Origin of the sequence: Pseudomonas sp. TWP3-2 (assembly GCF_049897765.1) — a bacterium.
Taxonomy (GTDB): Bacteria; Pseudomonadota; Gammaproteobacteria; order Pseudomonadales; family Pseudomonadaceae; genus Aquipseudomonas.
The window spans coordinates 101,609-112,497 of the sequence record NZ_JAFCWW010000017.1; the positions used below are offsets into that span (position 1 = coordinate 101,609).

Below are 10,889 nucleotides of genomic sequence, written 5' to 3' on the forward strand. Positions count from 1 at the left end.
GAATCAAGGCCCTGACGGACTGGAGATAGTAGCAACACTTTCCCACCGACAAGGCTGCGAACAATGGATCCGATCATCGCTGCGACTCATGCCGATCCCTACCCTTATTACGCCGAGCTGCGCGTCAAGGGCGGTTTGACCTTTCATCATGGACTGACGCTGTGGGTCGCCAGCAGTGCGCGCGCGGTTTGCGCGGTGTTGGCTCACGCCGATTGCCACGTGCGTCCTACACAAGAACCAGTACCCAAAACCATCGCTGGCGGACCGGCCGGTGAAGTCTTCGGCCAATTGATGCGCATGAATGACGGCGCGCGCCAGCGTTGCCCACGTTCGGCGATCGAGCCGCAATTGGACTTGGTTGATATGGATGCGATCAAGGCACTGGTTGCCGCGCGGCTGATCACGCCCGACGCTGACGGCTTATATAAGGCGATGTTTCGCGGCCCGGTGTGCGTGGTTGCGGCGCTGCTCGGTTTCAACCCGACGCAGGCTCGGCTGATCAGTGAACTGACGGCGGATTTCGTCGCGTGTCTGTCGCCATTGAGCAACGATCTGCAATTGGACGCGGCGCACCGCGCGGCGGAGCAATTGCGCGGGTATTTCGTTGAGTTGTTGGCCGAGCCGAATGTGTTCGTTGCGAATACTCAGCAGCGATTCTCCGGGGATGAGGACGCGCTGATCGCCAACCTGATTGGCCTGTGTTCGCAGACGTTCGAAGCCAGCGCCGGGTTGATCGGCAATGCCTTGCTCGCCCTGCATCGCGAACCGAGATTGCGCAGCGCAGCGCCGGATGAGCTGTTGGCCGAAGTGCAACGCTTCGATCCGTCGGTGCAGAACACCCGGCGTTTTGTCGCGGCAAGTTGCGAGATTGATGGCGTTCGGCTCGAAGCAGGTGATGTGATTCTGGTGCTGCTGGCCTCGGCCAATCGTGATCCGGCGATCAATCAACATCCCGACGAGTTTCTGCTGGATCGGCCGAACCGTCGCAGTTTCAGTTTCGGCAGCGGGCGGCATCAATGTCCCGGGCAGATGCTGGCGATGGCCATCGCCAGCGCCACGCTTGGTCAGATCCTCGCGCAGCGCATTGATCTAGATCGTCTGAGCTGGCAGTACCGCCCTTCGCTCAATGGCCGGATTCCGCTGTTCAGCGTCTTGGGCGCCTGACAGTCCGCTATCGCGGGCAAGCCCGGCTCCCACAGTATTTTGCGTCGTACCTGGAATGTGGGAACAGCACCGAATCCTGTGGGAGCGGGCTTGCCCGCGATGAGGCCCGGAAAAACGCAGCATCATTTCAGCATCATCCGGCAGGCTACATCGCCTTGCGCCTTTGCCTACAACTACGCCAGAATCCGCCGATTGTGCGGCTTGGAGCCTGCCGGTAACTTGAATCGCATCACTGAATGGTCAGTGAACGGGTTTAGTCGCTCGGTAGGTTTTAAGTTGCATGCAGCTCCTTTGATCAGGTGTTCACTCGCCTGCGCTCAATGGTAGCCGTGCGCAGGGCGTCTTCGGGCGCGCCGGGAATGCTTAGAACCACCGGTCGACTAACCTGCGCATAGCTGCCACCCATATTTGTTTAGTCGCAATGACGGTGCCGGCCTCAATTAAAGGTTCTAAGCTCATGATCAAACCGACACCAAATCCGCCTGAAGCGGATACCCCAACCGAAGCCGATCCAGCCTCGCCCTACTCCACCCTCGATTCAAGCAAACTCCACGACGCCGCCGAACGCGCACTCGACCACTACCTGAAACCCCAAGCCCCGAAACGGCGCAGACCCAGCACCATGTTCCTGATCGCCCCCGAAACCGATCAAGAAACCCTCCTCGCCCACGCCTGCGAATCCATGGCCTCGGCCAGCGTCATGCTCAGCGACTTCGCCGCCCTGCTCGACGCACCCTACCGCAACACCGTGCTGGGCATTGCCCAGGTGGTCATGGGCGGCGAACTCGCCGTCAACCGCGCCCTCGACAACATCGACCCATCAAACTGAGGACATCACCGTGACAATAAAAACCGACGCACACGTCGTCGCCGCGCTGATCTCCATCGGCCTCAATGATCGAGATAGCCAATGGGCGCAGAAGGCCTGCCTGATCCTCGTCGACAGCGAACGAGAATCCATCGTCGCCTCCGCCGTCACCGCCCTCGGCGAAATTGCCCGGAATCGAGGTGAACTGGATCGGGAGCGCGTATTGCCAGCGCTGGATAGAGTTAAACGCAGGTTTCCGGGGCTGACTGGAACGGTGGCTGCGGTGTTGGGTAATTTGGCGATGGTTGCCTGATTAACCAGCAGAGCAGATAAAAACACCCGATGCGTTCATTTACGAATGCAGCGGGTGATTTGTTTTCGCGGGAGTTTAAAAGTGAGCCTGATCTATCAAGACCCAACGATGACCCATGATCGAGCACTGAGGCTCTTGGCCAGTGGCTCGGATGCGGAAACTGCCGCCGCATTAATTTCAATTGGCTTAAACGAATCCGACAGAATCTGGGCGCAGAACACGTGCCTGAAACACCTCGAAGCCGAAAGCGAATTGGTTGTGGCAGCAGCCGTGACCGCGCTCGGGCACATAGCGCGCAGGCACGGCGAGGTAGATAAAGAATCGGTCATCCCTGCGCTCGAAACCGTCAAAACAACTTTCTCAGCCTTGGCAGGAGTTGTTGAAGACACGCTCGACGATATTCACGCTTTTACCTGACCAAGTGAGCGCCCGATTAGGAATGGTGATGAGCAGCCTGACCTCTCATCACCACCTTCCTCAATCCTCCCGCGTCAAAACCTCCAACAACTCAATCTCAAACACCAAATCCGAATTCGGCGGAATCTTGCCCATTGTCCGCTCGCCATAGCCCAAATGCGCCGGCACCCGCAGTTTGCGCGTGCCACCGACCTGCATCCCCATAATCCCCTGATCCCAGCCTTTAATAACCCGCCCCGTCCCGATCACGCACTGGAATGGCTTGCCGCGACTCCACGAAGAATCAAACTCGGTGCCGTCCTCCAACCATCCGGTGTATTGGGTGGTAATCAGCGCACCTTTGACGGCGGCTTTGCCCTCGCCGATTTGCAGGTCGATGATTTGCAGTTCGTCTGTCATGGTTGTTTACTCGATTCATTTGGCCCGGTCGGGACGCGGGCGGACTTTTTCGCAGAAACCGCCGCCGATGGCAATCCACGGAACGGAAACTCTCGCCGCTGCTCACATGCTTATCGACATCGTTTTAAGCCAGGGAAGCTCTGATGACCGACTCCAGATTGCTGCGCAGCTTCATCCCGCCCTACATCCTCAACCGAATCATTGCACACGGTTCGGAGCCGCAACGTGCAGCGGCGATGGTCACCCTTAATCATGTCCGCAGCCTGCTGCCCAATCCCGGCCCGACGTCGCGTTTCCCGGAGCGGGCAGTTCTGCAGCAACACGGCAAACCCGGCCTGGCCCAGCGCAGCGTGCATGATGCGCAAAACAAAATGTTGTTACCGGGCGTGCAGGTGCGCGCCGAGGGCCAACCGGCCTCGGGCGATCCAGCGGTCGACGAAGCCTATGACGCGTTGGGCGCCAGCTATGATTTCTTCTGGAAGGTGCTCGGCCGCGACTCGATCGACAATCAGGGTTTTGCCTTGATCGGCAGCGTGCATTACGGCCAGGGTTACGAAAATGCATTCTGGAACGGCGCACAAATGGTCTTCGGCGATGGTGATGGCGAAATCTTTCAGCGCTTCACCCGATCGCTGGACGTGATCGCCCACGAACTGGCGCATGGCGTGACCGAAAGCGAAGCCGGTTTGATCTATGCCAACCAATCCGGCGCACTGAACGAATCGCTCTCGGATGTGTTCGGCGTGCTGACCAAACAGTACGCGCTCAGCCATACCGTCGAACAAGCCGACTGGCTGATCGGCGCTGACCTGCTCACACCGAAGATCAAAGGCAAAGGCCTGCGCTCGATGTCCCACCCCGGCACTGCGTACGACGATCCGTTACTCGGCAAAGACCCGCAACCGGATCACATGCGCAAATTCGTCATCACCACCGAAGACAACGGCGGCGTGCACATCAACTCCGGGATTCCCAACCGCGCGTTCTATCTCACGGCCAGGGCCATGGGCGGTTTCGCCTGGGAAAAGGCCGGGCGTATCTGGTACGACACACTCTGCGACAAGCGCTTGAGCCGCGACGCCACGTTCGAGGCGTTCGCCCAACTCACCGTCGCACACGCCGCCAGGCGCTTCAGCGCCAGAGAGGTCGCGGCAGTCCGTCAGAGCTGGGCGCAGGTCGGCATCGAATTATCCGAGGAGGCCGTATGAAAACCCTGCCCGAACTGGGCGACGATTCGGTAGTGCGCGTGTCGCGTCAGGGCGGCATGGCGGCGATTCACAGCCTGACCCGACCTCGGGAAATCGAGTTCGCGCAGTGCGATATCACCCAGCGCACGCGCATCTGCTCGGTGCTGGAGGGTTGCTTGACGCTCGACAGCAGCGAGTCCGGCCGTGGCGATCAGCGCTTTTATCAGATCGAAGTGCGCTATGGCACGGGCGAAATGACCCTGAAAGTCCCGGAAGATCAGGCGCCGGGGGAACTGGTGCACCTGTGGGACAAAGGCCAGTTGCTGTAGGACGCGCCACGAGATCCGGTTAACGTTTAAACTGGCGCCATTCGAGAATTTACAAGCTGAGTAAAACGCATGAACCGTCGCAAGAAATTGAACCAGATCCTCAAAGCCAACGCCAAAAAGGCCAGCGCGAAACTCGCGCCAAAGAGCAAAGACAAGTACATCAGCAAAGCTGATCGGGCGAAGCTAGAGGCTGAAGGCGGTCAAGAAACAGTCGTTTCTTCCGAGAGCTGATAACCAAAGGGGGACAGATTTATTCATAAAATAAATCTGTCCCCCTTTTTTCAGAAACAGTCGTTTCTTCCGAGAACTGATAACCAAAGGGGGACAGATTTATTTATAAAATAAATCTGTCCCCCTTTTTTTGCTTTTTTTGTCCCCCTTTTTTTATTTCAGGACCAGACAACCTCTTACGCGATTTTCAACGCCTTCAGAATGATCAACGACGTCTCGGCAAACACTCGCGCCTGTTCGGTCAGTTCGGCGATGTTTTCTTCGGCCGTGCTCAGCGGCTGGTTGTCCTTGAGGATCACTGTGCCCTGGTTGCCGATAATGCCCCAAGCCAACTGCGCCCATTCGCCTGGCAGCTTTTTGCCTTGTTTGATGGATATCAGGAACAGTTGCTGGAAGCGGCTGACCGGCACGCCGCCGCCCGTGACCGGGCTGGCTAATACCTGGATGTTGTTGTTGAACAGCGAGCGTCTGCACAGTTGCAAATTGAGGGTGTTGCACTGGTCCTGCACCAGTTTCTCGGCCGCTTCGCTCTGGCACGGGGCGGCAGCGCCCATACCGATCAACACGTTGATGGCCTGTTCGAGGTCGTCATAAGCCATCGAAGGCAGCGCCCCCAACAACTGACGCAGGGTTTTCGGTGCGTAGGCTTTGGCCGCCAGCGCTTCCAGTACAGGGCCGTAGATCTCTTCCTGCAACGAAGCTTCGCCTGCAGGACCGGTGACCGAACCCGGCACGTTTGCAACTACTTGCAGCAGCACAAACCGGGTGTTGAGCATGCTCTCGCGATGCTCCGGGGCAGACAGTCGGGTGGCGCCGCGCACGTACAGATCTCGGCGGAAATTCTGATTGACGAAGTAATCCCGCGCCTGCTCGCGCATGATCGGGTGCTCGATGCCCTCGAGAAAATCCATACCTTCTGCGCTCAAGTTGAGCGGGGCTACCGAATCCAGCGGCACGGCAGTCGTGGCGTAGTCGAGTTTGGCCCCAGCGAGGGCATCCACCATGTCGGTGAAATAGATGCAGTCCCAGCTGCGGTTGAAGTACTCATGGGCGACGTACTGGCGATTCTGGCCCTTGATGTTCTCCAACTTGGCACCAAGGCTCGGCGCTGAGTGGGCGTACTTCGGATTGGCCGCCAGCAGCGCTTCGGAAAATTGCAGCGCTGCATCGATACGCTGATCCGGGCGCGCCGAGGCCTGACTGGCAAAGCGATCGTGCAGGCTGAACAGCTGGCGCAATGGAGCCGAAGGCGACCAGCCCGGGAAGCAGTTGTAACTGACGTACAGTAACCCTCCTGGCTTGAGGTGACGCCGGGCGAATTCGACAATCAGCTTCTGGTTGTCACGGCTGACCCAACTCCAGATGCCATGCAGACTGATGCTATCGAATTGCGGCAAATCATTGCGCGCCAGCAACTGCTCGAAACTGTCGTCATACAGCCGTGCATTACTGTTGCAGGCAGTTGCCAATGCACTTGCGTGGGCGGCCTGGCCAGGATGGAAGTCGGTGCCTACATAGGAGCCCGGATTGGCTGCGGCATGGATGTTGATCGAAACACCTTGGCCAAAACCCAGTTCGCAGTGATAGCCATCCGTACTCTCCAGACTGGCAAAACCACGCAGCAACAAGCAATAACGCTGAAAAACCGGGTTGATTTCCCGGCTATACCCGTAGGTGTAGCCCTCATCGGTGAAATAACCTTCATTCCAGGCGTTGCTCATACGTGCATCCTTCATAGGGCGAGTGAAAGGTTGCTCTTATAAGGGGTTGGGATTACCAACCACAAGTGCCACAGGGCAGAGATTTACTATTCATGCATAAATCTCTGCCCTTTTAGCTTGTTACAAGCTGGTTGCGCCCAAGCGCCTTGGCGCTATACAACGCCTGATCTGCCGCTTCGATCAAACCTTGCACCGGGTCCAGACGCGAACCAGTGGCGGCGGCAATCCCTATGCTGACACTCACGCGACCCAATGGGCTGGTGTCGTGGCTAATGTTCTCCTGGCGCAAACGGTCGAGGATAAGTTGCGCCACAACCTGCGCGCCCTCACTGTCCGTATTGGGCATGATCACGCCTATCTCTTCACCGCCATAACGCGCTACCAGATCCGACGGTCGACGTACGCACTCCTCAATCGCTTGACTGACTTTCTGCAGGCAAGCATCCCCGGCAACATGCCCAAGGGAATCGTTGAACAGTTTGAAGTAGTCGATATCAATCATCAAAAGCGCCAAATACGTGCCTTCGCGCTGAGCACGTCGCGCCTCCAGGGCCAACGTCTCATCAAAGCAGCGCCGATTCGCCAAACCTGTCAGCGCATCCTTGAGTGCCAATAACTCCAATTGCCGATTAGATGAAAGCAACTGTTGTTGAGCGCCCCTCAGCTGCCCCTCTACTTCGGTGCGCCGACGGATATCCAGCATCAAAAACCAACCAATCAGGCCCGTAAGCCCCAGCAGTCCCGTGACCACTACTGCCGACAGCAAGGCCTCCATCCGCCATGCCGTGAGGGCTTCACGCTTGCCGAGCGCGACGGTCGTGATCAGCGGCAGTTTTTCACTCTTGCGAAAGGCGTAAAGTCGCTCGACGCCATCCAGACTGGACGTGAACGACGCAGTACCAACGGATCGATCCACCAGATATTTCGCGTAAATCGGCGACTTGGAAAAGTTGCGCCCCATGTCCTGCTCGCGAAACGGATAGCGCACCAGCAAGGTACCGTCGGTGTAAGACAACCCGATGGCCCCGTCCTGCCCAACGTCAATTTTGCCAAACAGGCGCAGAAAGTTTTCCACCCCCAGAGTCACCGCCACGACCCCGGCAAACTCCCCGTGAACATCATTGAAACGGCGACTGACGGTGATTACCCATTCCAGATTGGAACGGCTCTGGATGGGCGGACCGATGAAGGTTTCGCGGGATGGGTCATCGCGATGATGAATGAAATAGGCACGGTCACTGCTGTTCGCCCCGGACGGAATCGGCCGATTGGAAGACATCAGCCAGCGTCCCTGATTGTCGTAGATGGTGATGCCACTGAGCTGGGGCATCAGCGGTTCCTGGCGGTCAACTAACGCCCTGAGCCGCTCGATCTGCATGGGGCCACTGCCTTCGGTTTCCAGGCGTTCGACGAGTCCGAGCAACAGCAGCGAGCTTTGGCGGACGATGCCTTCGGAGTAAGTGGAAAGCGCTTGGGTAAGGTTCAACCCGTGGACATCGACTTCCTCCAGCGCTCGATCGCGAGAGGCCAGCACCTTCCAGACAGTCAGCGAGGCCAGGGAACAGCCGATGACCAGCAGCAAAAGCACAACGAGGCGGGTATCACGTTTCACGTCATTACCTTAGGGAAAGTCCGATTTTCCGTTTCAGCTATTGGATCCGGGCAATAACGGCGACCGTATGTCCTGCTATTGAATCAGGATATAAGTGGCCGTGCACTACTGCAGCAACAGATCAGGGCGACGTTTTTACCCGAACAGTGCTCGAATGCAATCAGCCATCCATGGCCAATTGTTGCAACCGGCTTAACGCACCACCGGCTGAATCTCGACAATCGTCCCGTTGGTGATCATCACCATCACGTACTTGTCGTTGATCTGCACCCACTGCGATTGCTCGACCGGTGCCTTGAGGCCACGTTTTTTCCAGTCTTTCAGCGCTTTGTCTTCACGCTGATAAACGTCCGGCGCGCGGTCGTTGGCTTTCAGTTCACGCCCGCCGGCAGGCGAATGTTGAACGGTGTCGTTTGAGGTTTCGGCCGCTTGAACGATCGGGGTGATCCCGGCGATGCCTGCGACAAGGGCCAGGCTGGCGATAAGGGTTTTGCTGTTCATGGGTCAACCTCTTGAGTGTTAAGTACCAGAACTCCGACTGCGGAGCGCTGGAAACATTCCTTGTGAATGGCTGATTTTTCTGTGGAGTATTGCGACAGACGCACCCTATCTCCAGGAGTATGTGGTGTGCCGGCGGATCAGCCTTTATCCTTGTCGCCCCCGCCGTACCGAGTGTCTGGAGTCCCGCTCATGCCCCATGAAGGCAATCTGTTGCAAGCCGCCGTCGTATTTCTCTTCGCCGCTGTGCTCACCGTGCCGCTGGCCAAACGTCTGCAATTGGGCGCGGTGCTCGGTTATCTGTTTGCCGGGGTGATCATCGGCCCGTCGGTGCTGGGCCTGATCGGCAACCCGCAAAGCGTCAGCCATATCTCGGAACTGGGCGTGGTGTTGCTGTTGTTCATCATCGGTCTGGAGCTGTCGCCACGACGTTTGTGGGTGATGCGCAAAGCGGTGTTCGGTGTTGGTCTGGCGCAGGTGCTGCTGACTGGCTCGGTGATCGGTGTGTTGGCGCTGTTTGTCTTCGGCCAGTCGCTGAACAGTGCGATCGTGCTCGGCCTCGGTCTGGCGTTGTCGTCGACTGCGTTCGGCCTGCAAAGCCTTGCCGAGCGCAAGGAACTGACCAGCCCCCACGGCCGCTTGGCGTTTGCGATTCTGCTGTTCCAGGACATCGCCGCGATCCCGTTGATTGCGCTGGTGCCGATGCTGGCCGGCGGCGACCACACAACCAGCGCTGCCGAGGATCTGAACCACGGCTTGCGCGTGCTCGGCAGCATCGCCGTGGTGGTGATCGGCGGGCGTTATCTGTTGCGTCCGGTGTTCCGCATCGTGGCAAAAACCGGCTTGCCGGAAGTCTCTACAGCGACCGCGCTGCTGGTGGTGATCGGCACGGCGTGGCTGATGGATCAGGTCGGCGTGTCGATGGCGCTCGGCGCGTTTCTTGCGGGTCTGCTGCTGGCCGATTCGGAATACCGGCATGAGCTGGAAGCGCAGATCGAACCGTTCAAAGGCCTGCTGCTCGGGCTGTTTTTCATCAGCGTCGGCATGGGTGCGAATTTGAGTCTGCTGCTCAGCGCACCGATCACCGTGCTGGGTCTGACGCTGCTGTTGATCGCGCTGAAATTGCCGCTGTTGTTCGTGGTCGGGCGATTGGCCGGTGGGTTGAACAAGGTCAGCGCGATCCGTCTCGGCATTGTGCTGGCGGCGGGCGGAGAGTTTGCGTTTGTGGTGTTCAAGATCGGCCGCGATCAGGGCCTGTTCGAACCACGTCTATATGACCTGCTGGTGCTGACCATCACCCTGTCGATGGCCGTCACGCCGTTGTTGCTGTTGATCTGCGCGCGGCTGGTCAGCCCGAAAGTGCAACCTGTGGAAGTGCCGGAACAATTCCGTCAGATCGACACCGATGCACCGCGCGTGGTGATCGCCGGCATGGGCCGGATGGGTCAGATCGTGGCGCGGATCCTGCGCGCGCAGAACATCAAGTTCGTGGCGCTGGATACCTCGGTGGAAACCATCGAACTGTCGCGCAGTTTTGGCGGCGTGCCGGTGTTCTACGGCGACCCGATGCGTCCGGAAATCCTCAATGCGGCCAAGGTCGGGGAAGCGGAATATTTCGTGATCGCCACGGATGACCCGGACACCAACATCAAAACTGCCGAGATCGTGCGCAAGCTGTATCCGCACATGAAAATCATCGCCCGCGCGCGTAACCGTCAGCATGTGCATCGCTTGGTCGATGTGGGGGCTGAGGCGGTGCGAGAGACGTACTATTCGAGTCTGGAAATGAGCCGGCGCACGCTGGTCGGACTTGGCCTGACTCAAGCGCAGGCTGATGCGCGGATCAAGCGCTTCAAGCATCACGACGAACAAGTGCTGGAAGCGCAACACGCGGTGTATGACGACGCGGCGAAAGTCCTGCAAACCGCCCAGGAAGCGCGGGCGGAATTGGCCAGATTGTTTGAATCCGATCACCTGGAAGAACAATCCGGTAGATCCTGAGCCTTGCACAGATCCAAATGTGAGAGCCAGCCTGCTGGCGATAGCGCCAGTTCAGCCACCATCACCGGTGACTGAACGGACGCCATCGCCAGCAGGCTAGCTTGTATGCTTAGTACTTGAAGGGAGGAGAAGGGACTAGGCTGGCTTCTGACTGTTGACGCAGTACAGATCCGTGGGAGATTTCGCCCCTCCTCCTTTCACCCAAGCGC

12 protein-coding genes are annotated in these 10,889 nt (G+C 58.3%); 8 read left to right on the forward strand and 4 right to left on the reverse strand.

From position 1 onward, the window contains the following. Positions 1-63: 63 nt before the first annotated feature. The 4 genes from ACP7EE_RS21480 to ACP7EE_RS21495 all read left to right on the forward strand — a co-directional run bounded on the left by ACP7EE_RS21480 (position 64) and on the right by ACP7EE_RS21495 (position 2,702). A complete protein-coding gene (locus ACP7EE_RS21480) occupies positions 64-1,164 on the forward strand; it encodes a cytochrome P450 (protein ID WP_426236593.1) in 1,101 nt (366 codons plus the stop codon). A gap of 457 nt (positions 1,165-1,621) precedes the next feature. Beyond that, complete coding sequence (locus tag ACP7EE_RS21485) at positions 1,622-1,993, forward strand: DUF6124 family protein (protein WP_426236595.1); 372 nt, start codon at positions 1,622-1,624, stop codon at positions 1,991-1,993. 10 nt (positions 1,994-2,003) lie between these two features. After that, positions 2,004-2,285, forward strand: coding sequence for a hypothetical protein (locus ACP7EE_RS21490; protein WP_426236597.1), 282 nt, complete (start codon positions 2,004-2,006; stop codon positions 2,283-2,285). A gap of 81 nt (positions 2,286-2,366) precedes the next feature. After that, on the forward strand, positions 2,367-2,702 hold the full coding sequence (locus ACP7EE_RS21495) for a hypothetical protein (protein WP_426236599.1): 336 nt from the start codon (positions 2,367-2,369) through the stop codon (positions 2,700-2,702). A gap of 60 nt (positions 2,703-2,762) precedes the next feature. On the opposite strand, the gene ACP7EE_RS21500 is transcribed toward ACP7EE_RS21495, so the two are convergent. Next, a complete protein-coding gene (locus ACP7EE_RS21500; RefSeq protein WP_426236601.1) occupies positions 2,763-3,101 on the reverse strand; it encodes an FKBP-type peptidyl-prolyl cis-trans isomerase in 339 nt (112 codons plus the stop codon). 143 nt (positions 3,102-3,244) lie between these two features. Between ACP7EE_RS21500 and ACP7EE_RS21505 the strand changes: the two genes are divergently transcribed. From ACP7EE_RS21505 to ACP7EE_RS21515, 3 genes are all read left to right on the forward strand, one after another. Beyond that, positions 3,245-4,309: a M4 family metallopeptidase gene (locus ACP7EE_RS21505; RefSeq protein ID WP_426236603.1), complete on the forward strand. Its 1,065-nt coding sequence runs from the start codon at positions 3,245-3,247 to the stop codon at positions 4,307-4,309. Then, positions 4,306-4,617, forward strand: coding sequence for a protealysin inhibitor emfourin (locus tag ACP7EE_RS21510; protein WP_426201543.1), 312 nt, complete (start codon positions 4,306-4,308; stop codon positions 4,615-4,617). The genes ACP7EE_RS21505 and ACP7EE_RS21510 overlap by 4 nt, the downstream gene beginning before the upstream one ends. A 69-nt stretch (positions 4,618-4,686) precedes the next feature. After that, a complete protein-coding gene (locus ACP7EE_RS21515; RefSeq protein ID WP_426236605.1) occupies positions 4,687-4,848 on the forward strand; it encodes a DUF2986 domain-containing protein in 162 nt (53 codons plus the stop codon). Between the two features lie 176 nt (positions 4,849-5,024). Here the strand turns inward: ACP7EE_RS21515 and ACP7EE_RS21520 are convergent, their stop codons facing one another. From ACP7EE_RS21520 to ACP7EE_RS21530, 3 genes are all read right to left on the reverse strand, one after another. Further along, positions 5,025-6,569, reverse strand: a complete 1,545-nt coding sequence (locus ACP7EE_RS21520) for a class I SAM-dependent methyltransferase (protein ID WP_426236607.1) — start codon at positions 6,567-6,569, stop codon at positions 5,025-5,027. 112 nt (positions 6,570-6,681) lie between these two features. Beyond that, positions 6,682-8,181 (reverse strand): diguanylate cyclase, encoded by a 1,500-nt coding sequence (locus ACP7EE_RS21525; protein ID WP_426236609.1) that lies wholly within the window; start codon positions 8,179-8,181, stop codon positions 6,682-6,684. Between the two features lie 192 nt (positions 8,182-8,373). Next, positions 8,374-8,682: an RcnB family protein gene (locus ACP7EE_RS21530; protein ID WP_420648906.1), complete on the reverse strand. Its 309-nt coding sequence runs from the start codon at positions 8,680-8,682 to the stop codon at positions 8,374-8,376. 189 nt (positions 8,683-8,871) lie between these two features. Here ACP7EE_RS21530 and ACP7EE_RS21535 point away from each other — a divergent pair, with 189 nt between their 5' ends. Continuing rightward, positions 8,872-10,680 (forward strand): monovalent cation:proton antiporter-2 (CPA2) family protein, encoded by a 1,809-nt coding sequence (locus ACP7EE_RS21535; RefSeq protein ID WP_420648907.1) that lies wholly within the window; start codon positions 8,872-8,874, stop codon positions 10,678-10,680. The last annotated feature ends 209 nt before the right edge of the window (positions 10,681-10,889 follow it).

Excerpts from the sequence above, each read along its gene's own strand:
- ACP7EE_RS21530 (WP_420648906.1), bottom strand. The coding sequence starts at position 8,682 with ATGAACAGCAAAACCCTTATCGCCAGCCTGGCCCTTGTCGCAGGCATC.
- ACP7EE_RS21505 (WP_426236603.1), top strand. The coding sequence starts at position 3,245 with ATGACCGACTCCAGATTGCTGCGCAGCTTCATCCCGCCCTACATCCTC.
- ACP7EE_RS21480 (WP_426236593.1), top strand. The coding sequence starts at position 64 with ATGGATCCGATCATCGCTGCGACTCATGCCGATCCCTACCCTTATTAC.
- ACP7EE_RS21515 (WP_426236605.1), top strand. The coding sequence starts at position 4,687 with ATGAACCGTCGCAAGAAATTGAACCAGATCCTCAAAGCCAACGCCAAA.
- ACP7EE_RS21485 (WP_426236595.1), top strand. The coding sequence starts at position 1,622 with ATGATCAAACCGACACCAAATCCGCCTGAAGCGGATACCCCAACCGAA.
- ACP7EE_RS21520 (WP_426236607.1), bottom strand. The coding sequence starts at position 6,569 with ATGAGCAACGCCTGGAATGAAGGTTATTTCACCGATGAGGGCTACACC.
- ACP7EE_RS21535 (WP_420648907.1), top strand. The coding sequence starts at position 8,872 with ATGCCCCATGAAGGCAATCTGTTGCAAGCCGCCGTCGTATTTCTCTTC.
- ACP7EE_RS21500 (WP_426236601.1), bottom strand. The coding sequence starts at position 3,101 with ATGACAGACGAACTGCAAATCATCGACCTGCAAATCGGCGAGGGCAAA.
- ACP7EE_RS21510 (WP_426201543.1), top strand. The coding sequence starts at position 4,306 with ATGAAAACCCTGCCCGAACTGGGCGACGATTCGGTAGTGCGCGTGTCG.